Origin of the sequence: uncultured Methylophaga sp., from assembly GCF_947259025.1 — a bacterium.
GTDB lineage: Bacteria > Pseudomonadota > Gammaproteobacteria > Nitrosococcales > Methylophagaceae > Methylophaga.
Genome location: NZ_CAMYKO010000006.1, coordinates 73,387 through 91,943 on the forward strand (window position 1 = coordinate 73,387; position 18,557 = coordinate 91,943).

Below are 18,557 nucleotides of genomic sequence, written 5' to 3' on the forward strand. Positions count from 1 at the left end.
TCAATCTCCTGACAGCTCCGCGTTATAATCACGCGTTTGATAATTAACGGTGTTCGCGCCGTAACAACCAACACAGATAAGGCGAAAAGATGGTTAGCAAGTTCTTCAGCAAGATATTTGGTAGTCGCAACGAGCGGGTATTGAAAAAGCTCCGCAAGGTGGTTGAACAAATCTCAGCGGTAGAAGCCGATATCGAAAAGCTGGATGACGCCGGCCTGCAAGCCAAAACCGATGACTTTCGCCAACAGTTGAAAGACGGCAAATCGCTGGATGATATCTTGCCGGAAGCGTTCGCCGTCGTTCGTGAGGCCAGTAAACGAACGCTGGGTATGCGCCATTTCGATGTGCAGATGATCGGCGGTATGGTGCTTAACGACGGCAGGATTGCCGAGATGAAAACCGGTGAAGGTAAAACCCTGGTTGCCACATTGGCTGTTTATCTTAATGCGCTGCCCGGTGAAGGCGTCCACGTCATTACCGTCAACGATTACCTGGCACGCCGTGATGCCGACTGGATGAGCAAGCTTTACGGCTTTTTAGGGCTGAAAACCGGCGTTATCGTTGGTGGCCTGGGTAGTGAAGAGCGTCGCGCCGCTTATGCCTGTGATATCACTTACGGCACCAACAACGAGTTCGGTTTCGACTATCTGCGCGACAATATGGCTTTCCGTATTGAAGAGAAAGTGCAGCGTGGCCTCAATTTTGCCGTGATTGACGAAGTGGACTCTATCCTTATCGACGAGGCCCGCACGCCGTTAATCATTTCCGGTCCCGCCGAAGACAGCTCGGAGCTGTATCAGCAGATTAATACCTTGATCCCCAAGCTGGAAAAACAGGAAGGGGATGAAGAAGAAGTCACCAAACCTGGCGACTACACCGTTGATGAAAAAAACAAGCAGGTGCACTTTACCGAAGCCGGTCATGAAAAGATCGAACAACTGCTGACTGAAGCCGGCATGCTGGACGAAAACGCCAGCCTTTACGATGCCGCCAATATCGGTCTGATGCACCATGTCACCGCGGCATTACGGGCACATGTCCTGTTCCAGCGCGATGTCGATTATATGGTTCAGGACAACCAGATTGTCATCGTCGATGAATTTACCGGCCGCAGCATGCCCGGTCGCCGCTGGTCGGAAGGTCTGCACCAGGCGGTGGAAGCCAAAGAAGGCGTCAAGATTCAGAACGAAAACCAGACCCTAGCTTCGATTACTTTCCAGAACTACTTCCGTCTCTACAACAAGCTCTCCGGTATGACCGGTACGGCTGATACCGAGGCTTTCGAGCTTAACTCGATTTATGGCCTGGAAGTGGTGGTCATTCCGACTCACAAGGATATGCAGCGTAAGGACGAAGCCGATCGCATTTATCTGACCGGCCAAGAAAAATTCCAGGCCATTCTGGAAGATATCCAGGACTGTCAGAAAAACGGTCAGCCGGTACTGGTTGGTACTGCCTCGATCGAGAGTTCAGAGTTACTGGCCGGTCTGCTCAAAAAAGCCGGTATCAAGCATGAAGTGCTGAACGCCAAGTTCCACGAAAAAGAAGCCCAGATCATTGCCAATGCCGGTCGTCCCGGCGCTGTCACCATTGCCACCAATATGGCCGGTCGTGGTACTGACATTGTGTTGGGTGGCAGTCTGCAGGCAGAACTGGATGAGCTGCCGGAAAACACGGATGAAGACAGCAAAGAAAAAATCCGCAATGACTGGATGAACCGTCATGAAGCAGTACTGGCTGCCGGCGGTTTGCATATTATCGGCACCGAACGGCATGAGTCCCGTCGTATTGATAACCAGCTGCGTGGTCGTTCTGGTCGTCAGGGTGATCCGGGCTCAACCCGTTTCTATCTGTCGCTGGAAGATAACCTGATGCGGATTTTTGCCTCCGAGCGCATGGCCGGCCTGATGCAGAAACTGGGCATGGAAGAGGGCGAAGCGATTGAACACCCCTGGGTGACTCGTGCTATTGAAAATGCTCAGCGCAAAGTGGAAGGCCACAACTTTGATATCCGTAAGCAATTGCTGGAGTTCGACGATGTTGCCAACGATCAGCGGAAAGTGGTCTACGAGCAGCGTAATGAACTGATGGCCGCGGATGACGTGTCGGAAACTGTGGTTTCCATGCGTGATAATGTGATCAACGACACGATTAGCAATTACATCCCACCCAACAGCATCGACGAGCAGTGGGATATTTCGGGGCTGGAAAATGCCCTGCGCGAAGAATATGCGCTGGATCTGGATATCAGCGGCTGGCTGGAGAATGATGACAGCCTGCACGAGGAAACCCTGCGTGAGCGCATTGTTGAAGAAGCAGAAAAAGCCTACCAGGCCAAAGAAGCGTCGGTCGGCGATGAACTGATGCGCCACTTTGAAAAAGCAGTGATGCTGCAGACCCTGGACAGTCAGTGGAAAGAACACCTCGCACAGATGGATTACCTGCGCACGGGTATTAATCTGCGTGGCTATGCACAGAAAGATCCCAAGCAGGAATACAAGCGCGAATCGTTCAGCCTGTTTACCACGATGCTGGATAATATTAAGCATGAAGTCATTCGTATCCTGTCGCGGGTACAAATCCGTGACCCGGAAGATGTGGATGCGGTGAATGAGCAGCGTCGTCAGAGTGACGATGTTGAATATCAGCATGACTCTGCCCAGCAGATGGGACAGGAAGAAGCTGAACCAGAAACACCCCAGGCATCACAGCCCTATACCCGTGACGGCACCAAGGTCGGTCGTAATGATCCCTGCCCATGTGGTAGCGGCAAGAAATTCAAGCACTGTTGCGGGGTGATTAGTTAATGGCAGTGAACCTGGCTGCACCGTCACCTGACAGTTTATTACCAGTTGCCGGTATTCGTCTGGCTACGGCGAGTGCCGGCATCAAAAAGCCGGGCCGCAAGGATGTGGTTGTGATCGAAATGACCGAGGGCAGTCATTGTGCCGCGGTCTATACACAAAATGCTTTCTGCGCGGCACCGGTGTTGCTGGCCAAGCAACATCAGCAAAGCAGCGCCAGCCGTTATCTGTTGATTAATTCCGGTAATGCCAATGCCGGTACCGGTGAAGCCGGTATGCAGGCTGCAAAAGACTGCTGCCAGGCGGTGGCCGATGCTGCCGGTGTGAATGTCAGTACTGTGCTGCCTTTCTCCACCGGTGTGATTGGTCAGCCGCTGCCGGTGGATAAAATCACCGCCGTGGTGCCCGAAGCCTGTGCTTCGCTGGCTGAGAATAACTGGTTCAGTGCGGCCCATGCCATTATGACCACTGATACCATCGCCAAGGCCCGTTCGGTGCAATTGGAGCTGGATGGCAAAACCGTCACTCTCACCGGTATGTCCAAAGGTTCGGGCATGATCCGCCCGGATATGGCCACGATGCTGGCCTATGTCGCCACCGATGCCGCGGTCAGTCAGGCAGTATTGACCACCATGCTGCGCAAGGCGATGAGTCAGTCGTTTAACCGTATTACTGTGGATGGTGATACTTCGACCAATGATGCCTGTGTGTTGATGGCGAGTGGCCAGGCCGGCAACAGCGAAATCAGCAATATTAGCAGCGAAGACGGGGCGCGTTTACTTAACGCACTGACAGATTTGTGCCGCTATCTGGCGCAGGCGGTGGTGCGTGACGGCGAGGGCGCGACCAAGTTTATTGCAATCAGTGTCAGTGAGGGTGAGAGCCAAGAGGAATGCCGCATGGTGGCTTATACCATTGCCCATTCGCCGCTGGTAAAAACGGCGCTGTTTGCCTCTGACCCCAACTGGGGACGGATTCTCGCGGCAGTGGGTCGCAGCGGCATTCATGAACTGGATCTTAGCGGTGTCAGTATCTTTCTGGGTGATGTCTGCATTGTTGACCAGGGGCAGCCCGCCGCGAGTTATTCTGAAGCGCAGGGACAGAAGGTGATGGACGGAGCTGAAATCGCGATTAAAGTGCAACTGGGCCGGGGTGATGCCGAAGACCAGGTCTGGACCTGTGACTTTTCCTACGATTACGTCAAAATCAACGCCGAATACCGTACCTGATTCTTTTCAGCGATGAGCGAAGCTAAAATCACCACCATCAGCGATTTCTTTGAGCACAGCGGTCTGTCATTCCGGGTGTTTGATATGGGACGCCGTGTCAGCAAGATCAGCGAGACTGGATTCGCTGCATTTGAAAACGCCCAACTTCCTTATCCACTGCCTTTTCAGCGCAGTGCCTTATTCGGCATTATTTTCTGGCACCCAAAAGCCGACAGCCAGCATTTCGTCTGGTTTTTAAAGTTTCCCCTGGATGAGCAGGGGCTGCTGTTGCAATCAGCCCGTGACGAATTTCTGGTGATGTTGCTGGAGCGGGTCGGCGAGAGCATGCTGGCCGCGGCAGATGGCAACAAGCTGGAAGGCGCATTAAAAGACAGCCCTTACAGCTTTACCCCACGTGAAGACAAAATGGCGGCCTTTAACGCCCACGCAACGTTTGAACTGGACTTGAAAGCATCGCAATATTACCCCGAAGCCCGGGCATATTTTACCGGCAAGTCAGCAAAGGATAGCTGGGACCAACTGGGCATGCAGGGTGTGGCTGATGTCGCAGTGCGTCTGGCAGACTGTGAGGAAACGCCGGCGCTGGCAGCCAATCTGGCATCAATGCCGCCACAGCCGTTTCATGTGCTTTGTACCTTTCTGGAAAACGCCTCGCCCTCAGCAGCGCTGACAGCACAATTGCAACACAAGCTGGCTGAACAACTGTCACAGGAGCAGCCTGATGCAGCACGTATCTGTGCCTGTCTGCGGGCCGCCTCCAACAGCCAGGACAGCGCGCTTGTCGATAATATGGTCAAAAGCGTGCTTGAGCATCCCTGCAGCCGTAATGTCGAGGTGCTGGCAGTGATCGGCGGGCGTTGCTGGACCACGCTCCAACAAAGCGATATCTGTAAACTGTATGTTGAGCAACTGGCGCACAATGATGCCGGTTACCCTGCTTTCAGTCAGTTGCTGGCAGATTTGGTGTTTGTGCCCGGCATGCGCGAACCGGTAATGCAGGCGCTGCGTGACCCGCAACGCTCTGACTTATTATCAGAGCATGTCGGCACAATGTTCGGCTAAGTTTAACTGAGCTGGGCGGCCACCCGGCAGCGCCACTCCTGCTCCATCATCACTTCGCGGGTCGTTTCCACCCGATCCAGAAACACCGTTCCCTGCAGATGATCAAACTCATGCTGAAATACCCGGGCTAAAAAGCCCTGGTAACGAGTTTCTCTCAATTCTCCATCGCGGTTGTAGAAACGCACCGCTATCTCATCAGCGCGTGGTACCAGACCGCGGATGCCGGGCAGGCTCAGACAGCCCTCCCAATCCTTGCTCTGGCCATCAGATACCTCAAGGATAGTGGGGTTGATCACTGCAAAAGGTTCAACATCCGGTGCATAGGGGTAACGTTCGTTGGGGTGTGAGGACATGATAAAAAACTGCTGGCTGATGCCGACCTGTGGCGCAGCAATGCCCATCCCGCCTTTTTCCATCACAAACCCGAACAAGTCATCCAGCTGACGCTGGAAAGCCGGATCAAGAATAGCTTCGACAGGCTTGGCGGGCTGTCGTAACTGGGGATGACCTAACTGGAGAATTTCGAATTCGACTGTCATAAAGCGGGGGCTTGCAGCGGATCCTTTAAACGGAACCAACCGGCAATACTGTAACGGTCTCGTGAGGCTTTGACTACCTCGTGCGGGAATTGTTCGCTGAGGAAAATCACAAAGCTGCCGAACTGAGGATTGACGGTTTCAATCACCTCTTCTGAATCCGGCGCATAGATCAAAAGCTGACCGCCATCATCATGCTGCCAGTCCGGGTTCAGATACAAAATCGTGGTCAGTACCCGGTTGGCCTGACCTTTAAAGGCATCCATATGCTTTTTATAAAATGCACCGGGCGGGTAATGGGCATAGTGCGACTCATAATCAAACAGCCCCATGAACAGGCGTCGATTGAGCTGCAAGCGCAAGTCGGCCATTTCCTTGATATAGGCGGCATCAACCGGATGGCTATCTTTCAGCCAGCGGGTTTGATCGCGGCGTACAGCGCGGTTAAGCTGAAAATCCTTATCACGGCCGATACCGGCATGGCTGAAATCTTCATCATCAAGTCCGCTGACGCGGCGGTGCAGGGCAGTATTCAGTTCAGCGGGCAACAACTGTGGCAGGATGCAATAGCCCTTATCGGCCAGGGCATCGGCAATCAGGTCGTAGCTGAACTCAGCAGGCTGGATGAGCGCTTTCAATCATGGAATCTCCATACAAACTTAAACACCGTTTTTGGCTCGTGTCGTCTCTTTAAAAACGCGAGGTGCAGGAGTTTGAACGGGATGCTAAAAATAGCATATTTCTCTGATTAAAGAGGCTATTTTTATTTTTTTAGAGCGTAGAGCTATCCGCAGATTGCACAGATGTTCGCAGATTACCTGCGATTACAGAACAGCATAATGATCAGGGTCAGCAGAGGATTAAAACTATGCTACCTGTGCTAATAACAAACCCAGATTGCGCAGCCAATTGTCACACACGAATGGCTTCTCATTAATCAGCGATCATCGGCGAAATCTGCGGAAAAAAGATCAACCAAAGAACCAGTAAGCCACGGTGATAGCAGCGATAATGCCGGCAAAGTCGGCAGCCAGACCACAGCCCACTGCATGGCGGATATTTTTAATGCCGACCGCGCCGAAATACACGGCCAATACATAAAACGTGGTTTCGGTACTGCCTTGCACAATCGATGACAGCTGGCCGGCAAAGGAATCGGCGCCGTGGGCCTGCATGGTATCGACCATCATTGCGCGAGCGCCGCTGCCGCTGAAGGGTTTCATTAGCGCGGTGGGCATGGCATCAATAAAGCGATCATCCAGTCCCAGGCTCAACACCAGGCTGCGCAGACCATCAAACAGCAAATCCAGTGCACCACTGGCACGGAACACACCGATCGCGACCAGCATCGCCACCAGGTAGGGAATAATACGGATCGCAGTTTCAAACCCTTCCCGGGCACCATCAATAAAGGCATCATAGGCATTGATCTTTTTTATCGCGGCGACGGCAATAAAGACGGCAACCAAAGAGAACAAAATGACATTACTGATTAACGCCGACTGCACCAGCATCTGTTCTTGAGAAAGGCTGGCAAAGTAAGCCAAAAGCCCCAGCACCAGCAGGGTAAAGCCACCGAGATAAGCGAGTACGACGCGATCCAGCAGATTGATCTTCTGCACTGTGGCAACGGTAATCAGCCCAACGAAGGTCGACACATAGGTCGCCAGTAAAATCGGAATAAAGACATCGGTGGGATTGGCCGCGCCCATCTGGGCCCGGTAGGTAAAAATAGTCACCGGAAACAGCGTCACAGCCGAGGTATTAATGACCAGAAACAGGATCTGGGCGTTACTGGCCGTGTCCTTGAAGGGGTTGAGCGTTTGCAGCTCTTTCATCGCCTTGATCCCCAGCGGGGTGGCGGCATTATCCAGACCCAGCGCGTTGGCCGAGATGTTCATTACCATCGAACCCAGCGCCGGGTGATGGGCCGGGATCTCGGGCATCAATTTGCGAAATAGTGGAGTCAGCCCGCGAGTCAGTAGTTCGACAAAGCCGCTGCGCTCACCGATTTTCATCACCCCCAGCCATAAAGCCAGAATGCCTGTCAGGCCCAGGGAGATCTCAAAACCGGTCTTGGCCAGCTCGAACATCGCCTCCATCAACTGGGAAAAGACCTGCTGATCGCCCAGCACCAGCAGCTTGAACAGCGCTACGGCAAAAGCGATCAGAAAAAAGGCAATCCAGATGATATTGAGCATGCGGCTTATTGTGGCATGCCACCCGGGTAAGAGGAAGTCGGCGCAACATCACACTGCGCCGGATTGTTATGTCCTAGCCGCTGCGTTTATTGTTTCGCTTTTTAGGCTTACCGCTGTTGAAGTCTTTACGCGGTCCGCCTTTTCTGGGCATTTTACGTTTGGGCCGGGCGGATCGACCTTCCTCAACCGAGTCCGGCAGGCTGATCTGTAGTTGCTGCTGATTGACCCAGACTTTGCGCAGGTGCTGGAAGATATCACGGGGCATGCCGTCGGGCAGATCGACGTAACTGTGATCGTCCATAATCGAAATGCGGCCGATATACTGGCTTTCCAGTCCGGCTTCATTGGCGATCGCGCCCACCAGGTGCTTGGGTTCGACATTGTGATCAGCGCCAACTTCGACCCGGTAGGTTTTCATGCCTTCTTCGGGTTCATGACGCGCCGGTCGCGGCGCGGAGCGGGATTCCTGACGGGCAGGCCTGCGCTCACTCTGCTCGGCGCGCGGTTTAGCTGCTTTGCGTTCACTGCTGTGCACCACCGGTTTCAGCGGCCGGCTTTTCTGCACCAGGAACGCCAAAGCGGCGGCGACTTCCAGTGGATCAGCCATATGCTCATCCTGGTAGTCACTGATCAGCTTTTCGAAATAACTCAGATCCTGAGACTCAATCGTTTCCGACAGCAGCTCTTTAAAGGCGATGACGCGGCGATCGGCAATATCTTCCGTGCTGGGCAATTGCATGCGGCTGATAGTCTGGCGGGTGGCTTTTTCAATCGCCGCCAGCATGCGTTTTTCCCGTGGCGAGACAAACAGAATCGCTTCACCCTTGCGCCCGGCACGCCCAGTACGGCCGATACGGTGAACATAGGATTCGGTATCGTATGGAATATCGTAGTTGATGACATGGCTCATACGCTCGATATCAAGACCACGGGCAGCGACATCGGTAGCAACCAGGATATCGATATGACCGGCTTTCATTTTTTCGATGGTCTTTTCCCGCAAAGCCTGGTTCATATCGCCATTCAGCGGTGAAGCGGCATAACCGCGGGCTTCCAGTTTTTCAGCCAGATCGACGGTGCTGTTTTTGGTGCGCACAAAGATGATTAGGCCGTCAGTGTCTTCCACTTCCAGCATACGGGTCAGCGCATCCAGTTTGTGAAGACCAGTGACCTGCCAGTAGCGCTGGTTAATGGTATCGACAGTCGAGGTTTTCGACTTGATATGCACTTCCACCGGATCTTTCAGGTAACGCTGGGCCACCCGGTGGATTGGTTTCGGCATAGTCGCCGAGAACAGCGCAACCTGACGTTCGGCAGGCGTTTCCTGGAGGATGGTTTCAACATCGTCGATAAAGCCCATACGCAGCATTTCATCGGCTTCGTCCAGCACCAGCGAGCGCAGATCTTCCAGTACCAGCTTGCCGCGGCGGATATGATCCAGTACCCGGCCCGGTGTGCCAACGATGACCTGCGGATTACGTTTTAAAGCACGTAATTGCACACTCATGCTCTGGCCGCCGTAAATCGGCAACACATGGAAACCAGGCAGATGACGGCCATAAGCCTGGATGGCTTCAGCGACCTGAATAGCCAGTTCACGGGTCGGTGTCAGTACCAGCATTTGCGGTGTGTTCTGGCGGCTGTCAAGGCGGCTCAGTAAGGGCAACGAGAAAGCCGCGGTTTTACCGGTACCAGTCTGTGCCTGGCCCAGCAGGTCGTGACCTGCCAGCAGTGGGGTAATACTTTGTGCCTGGATCGGCGACGGGGTTTCATAACCAGCTTCCTGAATAGCTTTCAGAATAGCCGGGGCGATGCCAAGCTCAGCGAATGAGGGCATCGTTTCACGATGTTCTTGGGACATGAATAAACCTGATGAGTGTCAGTTTTGAACGCAAAACTGAAAAGCGGGCGTGAAAAACGCACCATTATACGATGCAAGCTAAAGAAAAGACAGAAAAATCATTGTTTTATTCGCTATCAAAAAGGGCTGGTCAGCAGGGCAGCTTCGGCTTTAAGATGAGGTGTAACTGATGACACCACAATAAGGAGATAAAAATGTCTGAACATATTTACAAACTGATCGAACTCACCGGCAGTTCCTCAGTGAGCTCCGATCATGCCATTGAAAGTGCCATCAAAAAAGCCTCGGAGACGGTCAAAAATATGGACTGGTTTGAGGTCATTGAAACCCGTGGCAGCATTGCTGACGGTGGCGTGCAGTTCTGGCAGGTCACCATCAAGATAGGCTTTAGAATCGAAGACTGAGCCTCGCTGCAGGTTTAAAACACATGCAAACCGACGTCGTCATTATTGGCGCGGGCACAGCAGGACTGGCAGCCGCCAGGGAAGTCAGGAAACAGACCGAAGATTTTCTAATCCTCGATCCCGGGCCGTTGGGCACCACCTGTGCCCGCGTCGGTTGTATGCCCTCCAAGTTATTAATCGAAGCGGCCAATGCCTATCACCGCAGACTGAGCTATGAGCAGTTTGGCATCCGTCATGCCGATAAGCTTGAAGTGGATATGCCGGCGGTGATGCAACGGGTCAGGGAATTACGCGACTTTTACGTTAACAGCACGCTTGAAGCCATTGAGGCATTCGGCGCGCACTTGATCTCTGCCAGCGCCACCGTGCTGGATCCGCACAAAATGCTTGCCGGTGATGACACCATTGAATTTAACAAGCTGATTATCGCTACCGGTTCAAGGCCGCAACTGCCAGCGGAGTGGGAAGGCCTGGGATCGGGCCTGTTGACCAGTGACAATGTGTTTGAACAGTCGCATTTTGCCAGTGATATTGCCGTTATCGGTCTGGGTGCGATTGGTATTGAGATCGCTCAGGCACTGAGTCGGCTCGGTATCAATGTCACAGCCTTTGGCGCTGGTACCTGTCTTGCCGGTATTAGTGATAAGCAGGTGAACCAGTCTTTACTCAGTCATCTGCAACAGGAATTTGATCTAAAACTGGGTAGCAGGATCGAACTGGAGCGGGCCGGGGAGGCTATCCGGGTTACTTCAGAAGACTATGATTCAACGTTTGAACAGGTGATTGCGGCGATTGGCCGCAGACCGAATCTGGATCAGCTGGGGCTGGAGAGGCTGGGCTTATCGGCAGATTCAGACTGGACCTCGCAGATTGATCCACAGACTCTGCAGCTTGCTGATTTACCCGTGTTTGTTGCCGGTGATGCACGGGGTCACACCATGTTGTTGCACGAAGCGGCAGACGATGGCCGTATTGCGGGGCATAATGCGGTGGCCGCTTCGATGCTGGGCTGCCAGCGAAGAGTGCCGCTGCATATTGTGTTCTGCCAGCCGGAAGTGGCACTGGTGGGACAGCGGCGGGCAGAGCTGCAGGAAGGGGAATTTATCAGTGGTCAGGTAGATTTCTCCGGGCAGGGCAGGGCAAGAGCCGCACAACGCAATGCCGGCTTTCTTGTTATCTATGCTTCAAAAGATTCGGGCATTGTTCTTGGCGCAGAGATGGCGGCGCCCGCTGCCGGTCACCTGGCACATTTACTGGCATTGGCCATTCAGCAAAAGCTGAGCGTTGACGAAGTGCTGGCGATGCCGATTTATCACCCGGTGCTGGAAGAAGGGCTGCGCACGGCATTGCGTCAGTTACAAAAGCAGTTACCGGCTGCTGACAGCTTCAGTCCGTTTCAGTGTGAAGGGCTGGATAGCGAAGCACTGGACTAATTTAAAATGACTGCGCGGCAATCAGCGCCAGTTTGGCTTTGCGGCTCATTTTTTTGATCGCTGCCTCACGTTTGGAAGCACTGCTGCGATCGACCTGGGTTTCGCGGTAGACCAGTTTCTGCGCCGGGCTGGTGTGGAAAAAGCGGGCGCCACCGTTATGGCTGCGGTGCTGTTGCAGGCGACGTTCAAGGTCGGTGGTGATCCCGGTGTAGAGGTAACCATTGGCCGCTTCGATGATGTACACGAACCACTCAGTTTTGTTCGTCAAAGTCCAGTGCCACGGAATTGATGCAGTAACGCAAGCCGGTCGGGGCCGGGCCGTCATCGAACACATGGCCCAAGTGCGCCTCACAATGCTGACAACGCACTTCGGTGCGGTCCATGCCATGACTGTAGTCAGCATGATGGGTCACGGCATCGACATCAACCTGGGCTGAAAAGCTGGGCCAGCCACAGCCTGAGTCGAACTTTCTTTCGGAGTTGAAAAGCGGTTGCTGACAACAGACGCAGCGGTAAAGACCGTCATCATCGTTATCCAGGTAGGAGCCGGAAAAGGCGGGCTCAGTACCGGCCTGGCGGGTGACATAAAACTGCTCTTCGGTCAGTTGCTCTCGCCATTGAGAGTCAGATTTCACAAGTTTGTCAGACATTTTGCACAACAGAATCTACAGCTAGCTTGCCAATATTGTAAGCAAAGCTGCCAGAAAATTCAGCCGTTGTGAGGGAGAGAGTCGGAAAAAAAGTTGCCAGCCGGGGAGGCTGGCAACAAACTCGGTTTTCAGATTTAAGAGAGAGGGAGTGTCAATGCTTGAGTGATGCAAGTCATCTCAGCTCCTTCGATTTAAATAATAATGATTTGTATTAAGCTTTTCAAGAAATATTTTGGATTTATTTTATAAAGTCTTTAACTGCATGATTATTATTGATTAATCGGTAGGCTGATGCGAATTCTGAGACCGCCCTGACTCAGGTTTGCGGCTTCTATCTCACCTCGGTGAGCCGCCACAGCACGCTGGGCGATGGTCAAACCCAAGCCAATGCCATCCTGGCGGCTTGGCTGACCACGGAAAAACGGTCGGAACAGTTTATCAAGATCGTCTTGGGCAACGCCCGGCCCCTGATCACTGATTTCAATCACGAAGCTGTTTTTCGACCGATTAATGCCTGCCTCGACAGTGACATTGTCGCCGGCTTCACTGAATTTAATCGCGTTTCTCAGCACATTCTCTACCGCCCGGTGCAGTAATTCCTGCTGACCGTGCAGCTCAATATCGCCATTGTGCTGATAATCTATTGATACCGATTTGGCCTCGGCCTCAAAGCGGGCATCGGCAACGATTTCATCCAGTAACAGATTGATATCAATCGCCGCAGGCTGGTTATGATTGACCCCAGTCTCCATGCGCGACAGTAACAACAACTCGCCCACCAGTTCACTCATCCGGTCCGCTTCTTTTTCCAGCCGCTGCAAAGTCATCGCCACCTTGTCCGGTTGCTGCTGGGCCAACCCGATAGCGGCCTGCATTCTGGCCAGCGGTGAACGCAGTTCATGTGACACATCATGCAGTAACTGTCTCTGGCCGTTTACCAGGGCGCTGATCTGCGAAGTCATATAATCGAAATTGCTGCCCAGTTCTGCCAGTTCATCCTGGCGGCGTGTCATCTCAGGGCTGACGCGGGTGTCGAGTTTGCCGCCGGCAACATCACGAAAAGCCTGTTTCAGGCTGGCAATGGGGCGGGTGAAATACCAGGCCAGTAAAGCGCTGAACAGCAGGCTGGCCAATATTGCGGAGCTTACCATCAGCAATAAAGGCAAGTGTTTCAATACCCAGCCCTTTTTGAACACCGGTGCCTTTTTGGGTTGTGCCAGCGGGGCGAATAACAGCCAGTCACGGTCTTGGAACTGGACCGTTTCCACAATACGGTCTTTCCCCTTCTGCTGGAGTTGTCTGGCTTGTAGCAAGGTATCGGCATCAACAGGGCGCCCCAGCAGTTCATGACCATCCTGATCCACGGCCATAACCGGGGGCATCTCATTGTCAGCCAACTGGGCAAGAAACGTCTGCAAAGCCTGGGCTCCCTGCTTATCAGCAATATTGGCCGCCACTTTGATGTAGGCAATACCGCGGTGATCCAGAAAATGCACCTCGCTGGACAGGCCATCATCCTTGGCAGCATGTTTGAGCCAGACCACACTGCCGGTGCTGACCGCGGCAAGCAGCAGGGTCAGCCAGAACGAAAAGAAAAATTTCCAGAACAAACGGCCCATTACGACTCCCGGATCAGTTGATAGCCCTGACCACGAATGGTCTCGATATAGTGATGCCCGTCATGCTGGCGGCCCAGCTTCTGTCGAATGCTGCTCATATGCACGTCAATACTGCGGTCAAAGCGGGCTAGAGGCCGGCCCAATGCCTGCGCCGATAATTCCTGTTTACTGACCACATGGCCAGCCTGGCGTGCCAGTACCTCCAGCAGGTTGAATTCGGTGCTGGTCAAATCCAGCCGCTCACCAAACCAGAAGGCTTGTCGGGTTTCACTGTGGATCGAGAGCGGACCGACCACAAACTGACCGGCATCAATCTGGCCGCTGTTGAGTTCAGTGCGGCGCAGTATGGCACGAATGCGTGCTACCAACTCGCGCGGAGTGCAGGGCTTGGGCACATAATCATCGGCGCCGGACTCGAGGCCGATAATGCGGTCAATGTCGTCACCTTTGGCTGTGAACATTAAGACCGGGATCAGACTCTGCTGCCGAATCTGCAACAAAATATCGGTGCCTTTAATATCGGGCAGCATCATATCCAGGATAATCAGGTCAAAACGGCAACTGAGTGCGGCTTCCAGACCCTCGGTGCCATTAAAGCGGGTTTCTACAGTGAACTGCTCCTGCTGCAGGTAATCGCGGAATAATTCCGCTAATTCCTTATCATCATCAACAATTAATATGCTGGCCACCGGGCTACCTCGTTTAAACAATGATTCAATCATAGCGGTTCACTCTGAGGGCAACCAGATCAGGCTGCGGAACTTTACCTATCTTTACCTTCTGCTAACGTTTCTTTACAGCGCTTTGGGTGATACTGGCTGCGTGTTTGGCACAACCCTTAGGGGTGAATTATTCAATCTGAAATGGAGCTTGATATGAAAAAAAGTCTGATTTTAATGAGTCTGATCCCGCTGACGCTGCTGGCTGGACCAGCCATGGCCGGTGACAAGGACTGTGATAAAAAGCACGGCCATCATATGAAACATAAAAAGGCCGGTGATGTACCTTTTTATCTGCGTGATATTGATCTGGATGACAGTCAGAAAGCACAACTCAAAGCGATGATGGAACAACGTCATCAAAACCGTGAGTCGGGCAAAAAAGCTTACTGGGAAAACAAAAAAGCCATTATGGAATTAACCCGCGCGGAAACGCTGGACGAGGCAGCACTGGAGCAACGTATTGACCAGTCGCTGGCGATGAAAAAACAATCCAGCATGGAGCGCGCCCGCTTCCACCATGAAGTTTACAACCTGCTGACGGCCGATCAGCAACAGCAGCTGGATGCCAAAATCGCCAAGTATAAGAACAAACACAAGCAGTAATTAGATCCAGCGTTCAGGCACAGTGTCTCTCTTCCTCTCTATACCTTATCCGGAAGGCACTGTGCCTTTTTATTTGAGCTTGCTGAGCTCCGTCAGCGAATAACCCTGTGGATAGCCCTTGGCGCGCAGATTGAAGTAATACTGACAGTAAGCTGAAAAATTATGCGGTGTGCCCTCTGTGGGCAGGTGTGTGAAATTATCAATCAGGCTCACCGCACTCTCCTCAATACCAATTTCCATCAGCATATCTTCCAGTTGCACCGCGCGGTTGGCGATCATGCGCGGGCTCTCACGAAAATGTGTCGAGGCATGTTGCAGCACGGCCTGTCGATGGTCCTGGCTGGTGACGTTTCCTCCAAGTGCCGCCTGACTGCGGATAATCAGCCAATCTTCCGGCGCGATATCATGGTGGGCTTCCAGCCATTGCGGGATTTCATCTTTAGCGATGGGGTTATTGATCGAAGTATCAGAGGATAAGTCAAAATCATCCTCACTGCAGGCGGTGACCGACACCGCCAACAGTGGCATCAACAAAATCAATCCGAGAAAACGTAATTGAGCCACAATAAGTCCTGCCTCTGTTGAATCAGCGTTCAAGCTAGCAACCCTCGGTCCTGTTAACATCGGAAAAGCTCCTGTTTTAGCCCGGGTTTATTACCTGAGATTCGCATTCGGATAACGACAAGGCGGTGAAGGATTGGGTATCATCAGTCTCTGAATTTATTGAGGATAAAATATGGTTCTGGAGAACGCCCCGAGCTGGCAACGGGCGCTGGATGCGGAGTTTGCCGCGCCTTATATGCAGGATTTAAAGCAGTTTCTGCGTGCTGAAAAAGACAAGCAAAAAGTCATTTATCCGCATTCATCCAACTGGTTTCATGCGCTGGAAACCACGCCACTGGACCAGGTCAAAGTGGTGATCCTGGGTCAGGACCCCTATCATCAGCCGGGCCAAGCTCACGGCCTGTGTTTTTCAGTCAAGCCGGGGGTGAAAACACCGCCGTCGCTGGTCAATATTTATAAGGAACTGGAATCCGATCTGGGCGTGAAGCCGGTCAGCCACGGCTACCTGGAGAGCTGGGCAAAGCAGGGCGTGCTGTTACTTAACGCGGTACTGACCGTGGAAGACTCCAAAGCCAATGCTCACCAGGGCAAGGGCTGGGAGCAATTCACCGACCAGGTCATCAGCACGGTTAACGAGCAATGTGAAAACGTGGTGTTTATGCTCTGGGGCAGTTATGCCCAGCGCAAGGGCAGCGTGATTGATACCAGCAAGCACCTGGTGCTGAAAGCGCCGCATCCCTCGCCTTTGTCGGCGCATCGCGGTTTTTTCGGTTGCCGGCATTTCAGCCAGGCTAATCAATACCTTGAGGCCCATGGCGAGACCGCCATCAACTGGCAACTGCCGGACACGCCCTGACTCTCATTAAATGCTTAAGCGCATGGCGGCGATGATACAATGCGCGCCATGTTGAATATCTCTATCAGCCATTTCATTGTCGATCAGTGTGCTTACCGCTTCCTGCAACGGGGAAGTCAGGCATGATTAAATTCACTGAAGTCTCGCTGCGCCGTGGCACCAAGGTGCTGTTTGAAGCGGCCAGTCTGATTATCCATCCGGGGCAGCGTGTCGGTCTTACCGGCGCCAACGGCACCGGCAAATCCAGTCTGTTTGCCTTATTGCAGGATGAACTGCATGCCGACACCGGTGAGGTCAGCCTGCCTGACAGCTGGGTGATTGCCCATGTTGCTCAGGAAACCCCGGCGGTTGATATCCCGGCAATTGAGTATGTCTTGCAGGGTGACAGCGAACTGACCCGCCTACGAGAGCAACTGGCTGCCGCCGAAAAGGCGGGCGACGGTCACCGGCAGAGCGAATTGCACGACAAGCTTTTGCATATTGACGGCTATGCGGCTGAAAGCCGGGCCGGTAAATTGATGCACGGGCTGGGCTTTAAAGTCGGCCAGGAAGACTGGCCAGTCACGGCGTTTTCCGGTGGCTGGCGCATGCGGCTCAACCTGGCTCAGGCACTGATGTGCCGCTCTGATGTGTTACTGCTGGATGAGCCTACCAATCACCTGGATCTGGAAGCGGTTTACTGGCTTGAAGACTGGCTGCGGGCCTACCCCGGCACCTTGCTGGTGATTTCGCATGACCGCGACTTTCTGGATCGGGTGGTGACCCATGTTGCCCATATCGAGCAACAGCGGATCAAAATCTACACCGGTAATTATTCCGACTTCGAGCTGGCGAGAGCCGAGCATCTCGCCAACCAGCAGGCGGCGCACCAGAAACAGCAACGTGAAATTGCCCATATGCGCAGTTTCGTCACCCGCTTTAAAGCCAAGGCCACCAAGGCCCGGCAGGCACAGAGCCGGATCAAGGCTTTGGAACGAATGGAACTGATTGCCCCGGCACATGTGGACTCACCGTTTCATTTTTCCTTTCTGCCGCCCACCAGGCTGACTAATCCCTTGTTGAAACTGGATAAAATCTCGGTCGGCTACAATGACACGCCTTTGATTGAGAAGGTGGAACTCAGTCTGGCACCGGGCGACCGCATCGGCTTGCTCGGCCCTAACGGGGCCGGTAAATCGACGCTGATTAAACTGATTGCCGGTGTGCTTGATCCCCTGACGGGTAAACGCAAAGAAGCCCGCGATATTACCATCGGCTACTTTGCTCAGCACCAACTGGAGCAACTGCGCCCGGAAGACAGCCCGCTGAGGCATCTGCAGCGTTTGGATCGCCAGGCCAGTGAACAGGAACTGCGCGATTTTCTGGGTGGTTTCGGTTTTCATGGCGATAAAGCGCTGGATCGGGTTGCGCCATTTTCCGGTGGTGAAAAAGCGCGGCTGGTGCTGGCGATCCTGGTCTATCAGCGTCCGGCATTACTGCTTTTGGACGAACCCACCAACCATCTGGATCTGGAAATGCGGCTGGCTTTAACCGTGGCGCTGCAGGAGTTTGAAGGCGCGCTGGTGGTAGTTTCGCATGACCGGCATTTACTGCGCAGCGTGACCGATGACTTGTGGCTGGTGTCCGAGGGCAAGGCCGACTTATTTGATGGCGATCTGGATGATTACCGCCAGTGGTTGCTCAACAAGGATCGTCAGGACAAAAAGCCGGCCGAGACCAGCAGCAATACTAAAAAGCAGGATCGTCAGGCCGCGGCCGCCCGTCGCCAGCAGCTCCAGCCATTGCGTAATAAAGTCAAAAAGGCCGAGACGCAGATGGATAAGCTGGGGCAGAATCTGAGCGAACTGGAATTACAACTGGCTGATACCTCACTTTACACCGACCAGGCTAAAGATGAACTCAAACAACTGCTGCAACAGCAGGCTGATTTGAAAAATGCCCTGGAACAGGCCGAAACCGACTGGATTGAGGCCAGCGAACAACTGGAAGCGGCACAGGCCGCCGGAGAATAAT

At 53.3% G+C, this 18,557-nt stretch carries 17 protein-coding genes; 8 read left to right on the forward strand and 9 right to left on the reverse strand.

The genetic code is table 11. The features are described from left to right. The first annotated feature begins 89 nt into the window (after positions 1–89). From secA to Q0X64_RS10365, 3 genes are read left to right on the forward strand one after another with little or no spacing between them, the layout of a single operon-like run. Entirely contained in the window at positions 90–2,807 is a 2,718-nt protein-coding gene (secA, locus tag Q0X64_RS10355) for a preprotein translocase subunit SecA (RefSeq protein WP_297812421.1), read from the forward strand. Continuing rightward, the gene (gene argJ / locus Q0X64_RS10360; protein ID WP_297812424.1) at positions 2,807–4,033 is read left to right on the forward strand and encodes a bifunctional glutamate N-acetyltransferase/amino-acid acetyltransferase ArgJ; all 1,227 of its coding nucleotides are present in this window, start codon (positions 2,807–2,809) and stop codon (positions 4,031–4,033) included. Before secA ends, argJ begins: the two co-directional genes overlap by 1 nt. 12 nt (positions 4,034–4,045) lie before the next feature. Then, a complete protein-coding gene (locus tag Q0X64_RS10365) occupies positions 4,046–5,095 on the forward strand; it encodes a DUF3549 family protein (RefSeq protein ID WP_297812426.1) in 1,050 nt (349 codons plus the stop codon). Positions 5,096–5,097: 2 nt separating this feature from the next. Here the strand turns inward: Q0X64_RS10365 and def are convergent, their stop codons facing one another. From def to Q0X64_RS10385, 4 genes are all read right to left on the reverse strand, one after another. Further along, positions 5,098–5,634 (reverse strand): peptide deformylase, encoded by a 537-nt coding sequence (gene def, locus Q0X64_RS10370; RefSeq protein WP_297812429.1) that lies wholly within the window; start codon positions 5,632–5,634, stop codon positions 5,098–5,100. Then, on the reverse strand, positions 5,631–6,269 hold the full coding sequence (locus Q0X64_RS10375) for a 2OG-Fe(II) oxygenase (RefSeq protein WP_297812432.1): 639 nt from the start codon (positions 6,267–6,269) through the stop codon (positions 5,631–5,633). The genes def and Q0X64_RS10375 overlap by 4 nt, the downstream gene beginning before the upstream one ends. A 333-nt stretch (positions 6,270–6,602) precedes the next feature. After that, complete coding sequence (locus Q0X64_RS10380) at positions 6,603–7,832, reverse strand: spore maturation protein (RefSeq protein ID WP_297812435.1); 1,230 nt, start codon at positions 7,830–7,832, stop codon at positions 6,603–6,605. 73 nt (positions 7,833–7,905) lie between these two features. Then, the gene (locus Q0X64_RS10385; protein WP_297812438.1) at positions 7,906–9,693 is read right to left on the reverse strand and encodes a DEAD/DEAH box helicase; all 1,788 of its coding nucleotides are present in this window, start codon (positions 9,691–9,693) and stop codon (positions 7,906–7,908) included. 194 nt (positions 9,694–9,887) lie between these two features. Between Q0X64_RS10385 and Q0X64_RS10390 the strand changes: the two genes are divergently transcribed. Both Q0X64_RS10390 and Q0X64_RS10395 read left to right on the forward strand, forming a co-directional pair. Continuing rightward, positions 9,888–10,097 carry a dodecin gene (locus Q0X64_RS10390; protein WP_297812441.1) on the forward strand — a complete coding sequence of 70 codons (210 nt, stop codon included), beginning with the start codon at positions 9,888–9,890 and terminating at the stop codon, positions 10,095–10,097. 23 nt (positions 10,098–10,120) lie between these two features. After that, a complete protein-coding gene (locus Q0X64_RS10395) occupies positions 10,121–11,530 on the forward strand; it encodes a dihydrolipoyl dehydrogenase (RefSeq protein ID WP_297812444.1) in 1,410 nt (469 codons plus the stop codon). Position 11,531: 1 nt separating this feature from the next. Here the strand turns inward: Q0X64_RS10395 and Q0X64_RS10400 are convergent, their stop codons facing one another. From Q0X64_RS10400 to Q0X64_RS10415, 4 genes are all read right to left on the reverse strand, one after another. Next, a complete protein-coding gene (locus Q0X64_RS10400; RefSeq protein WP_297812447.1) occupies positions 11,532–11,798 on the reverse strand; it encodes a GIY-YIG nuclease family protein in 267 nt (88 codons plus the stop codon). Next, positions 11,782–12,180 carry a peptide-methionine (R)-S-oxide reductase MsrB gene (gene msrB / locus Q0X64_RS10405; RefSeq protein ID WP_297812450.1) on the reverse strand — a complete coding sequence of 133 codons (399 nt, stop codon included), beginning with the start codon at positions 12,178–12,180 and terminating at the stop codon, positions 11,782–11,784. The genes Q0X64_RS10400 and msrB overlap by 17 nt, the downstream gene beginning before the upstream one ends. 269 nt (positions 12,181–12,449) lie before the next feature. After that, a complete protein-coding gene (locus Q0X64_RS10410) occupies positions 12,450–13,799 on the reverse strand; it encodes an ATP-binding protein (protein WP_297812453.1) in 1,350 nt (449 codons plus the stop codon). Next, the gene (locus tag Q0X64_RS10415; RefSeq protein WP_366517513.1) at positions 13,799–14,521 is read right to left on the reverse strand and encodes a response regulator transcription factor; all 723 of its coding nucleotides are present in this window, start codon (positions 14,519–14,521) and stop codon (positions 13,799–13,801) included. The genes Q0X64_RS10410 and Q0X64_RS10415 overlap by 1 nt, the downstream gene beginning before the upstream one ends. 153 nt (positions 14,522–14,674) lie before the next feature. Between Q0X64_RS10415 and Q0X64_RS10420 the strand changes: the two genes are divergently transcribed. Continuing rightward, positions 14,675–15,124: a Spy/CpxP family protein refolding chaperone gene (locus tag Q0X64_RS10420; protein ID WP_297812456.1), complete on the forward strand. Its 450-nt coding sequence runs from the start codon at positions 14,675–14,677 to the stop codon at positions 15,122–15,124. A gap of 69 nt (positions 15,125–15,193) precedes the next feature. Here the strand turns inward: Q0X64_RS10420 and Q0X64_RS10425 are convergent, their stop codons facing one another. Then, positions 15,194–15,688: a hypothetical protein gene (locus Q0X64_RS10425; protein WP_297812459.1), complete on the reverse strand. Its 495-nt coding sequence runs from the start codon at positions 15,686–15,688 to the stop codon at positions 15,194–15,196. A 172-nt stretch (positions 15,689–15,860) separates the two neighbouring features. On the opposite strand from Q0X64_RS10425, the gene ung reads away from it, so the two are divergent. Together ung and Q0X64_RS10435 are read left to right on the forward strand one after the other, a co-directional pair. Then, entirely contained in the window at positions 15,861–16,544 is a 684-nt protein-coding gene (ung, locus tag Q0X64_RS10430; protein ID WP_297812463.1) for a uracil-DNA glycosylase, read from the forward strand. Between the two features lie 122 nt (positions 16,545–16,666). Then, a complete protein-coding gene (locus Q0X64_RS10435) occupies positions 16,667–18,556 on the forward strand; it encodes an ATP-binding cassette domain-containing protein (protein ID WP_297812466.1) in 1,890 nt (629 codons plus the stop codon). Position 18,557: the final 1 nt, after the last annotated feature.

Bases quoted from the DNA above. Each gene is read 5' to 3' on its own strand.
- argJ (WP_297812424.1), top strand. From the start codon at position 2,807: ATGGCAGTGAACCTGGCTGCACCGTCACCTGACAGTTTATTACCAGTT.
- Q0X64_RS10385 (WP_297812438.1), bottom strand. From the start codon at position 9,693: ATGTCCCAAGAACATCGTGAAACGATGCCCTCATTCGCTGAGCTTGGC.
- Q0X64_RS10390 (WP_297812441.1), top strand. From the start codon at position 9,888: ATGTCTGAACATATTTACAAACTGATCGAACTCACCGGCAGTTCCTCA.
- def (WP_297812429.1), bottom strand. From the start codon at position 5,634: ATGACAGTCGAATTCGAAATTCTCCAGTTAGGTCATCCCCAGTTACGA.
- Q0X64_RS10380 (WP_297812435.1), bottom strand. From the start codon at position 7,832: ATGCTCAATATCATCTGGATTGCCTTTTTTCTGATCGCTTTTGCCGTA.
- Q0X64_RS10395 (WP_297812444.1), top strand. From the start codon at position 10,121: ATGCAAACCGACGTCGTCATTATTGGCGCGGGCACAGCAGGACTGGCA.
- Q0X64_RS10420 (WP_297812456.1), top strand. From the start codon at position 14,675: ATGAAAAAAAGTCTGATTTTAATGAGTCTGATCCCGCTGACGCTGCTG.
- Q0X64_RS10365 (WP_297812426.1), top strand. From the start codon at position 4,046: ATGAGCGAAGCTAAAATCACCACCATCAGCGATTTCTTTGAGCACAGC.
- ung (WP_297812463.1), top strand. From the start codon at position 15,861: ATGGTTCTGGAGAACGCCCCGAGCTGGCAACGGGCGCTGGATGCGGAG.
- Q0X64_RS10415 (WP_366517513.1), bottom strand. From the start codon at position 14,521: ATGATTGAATCATTGTTTAAACGAGGTAGCCCGGTGGCCAGCATATTA.
- msrB (WP_297812450.1), bottom strand. From the start codon at position 12,180: ATGTCTGACAAACTTGTGAAATCTGACTCTCAATGGCGAGAGCAACTG.
- Q0X64_RS10435 (WP_297812466.1), top strand. From the start codon at position 16,667: ATGATTAAATTCACTGAAGTCTCGCTGCGCCGTGGCACCAAGGTGCTG.
- Q0X64_RS10410 (WP_297812453.1), bottom strand. From the start codon at position 13,799: ATGGGCCGTTTGTTCTGGAAATTTTTCTTTTCGTTCTGGCTGACCCTG.
- secA (WP_297812421.1), top strand. From the start codon at position 90: ATGGTTAGCAAGTTCTTCAGCAAGATATTTGGTAGTCGCAACGAGCGG.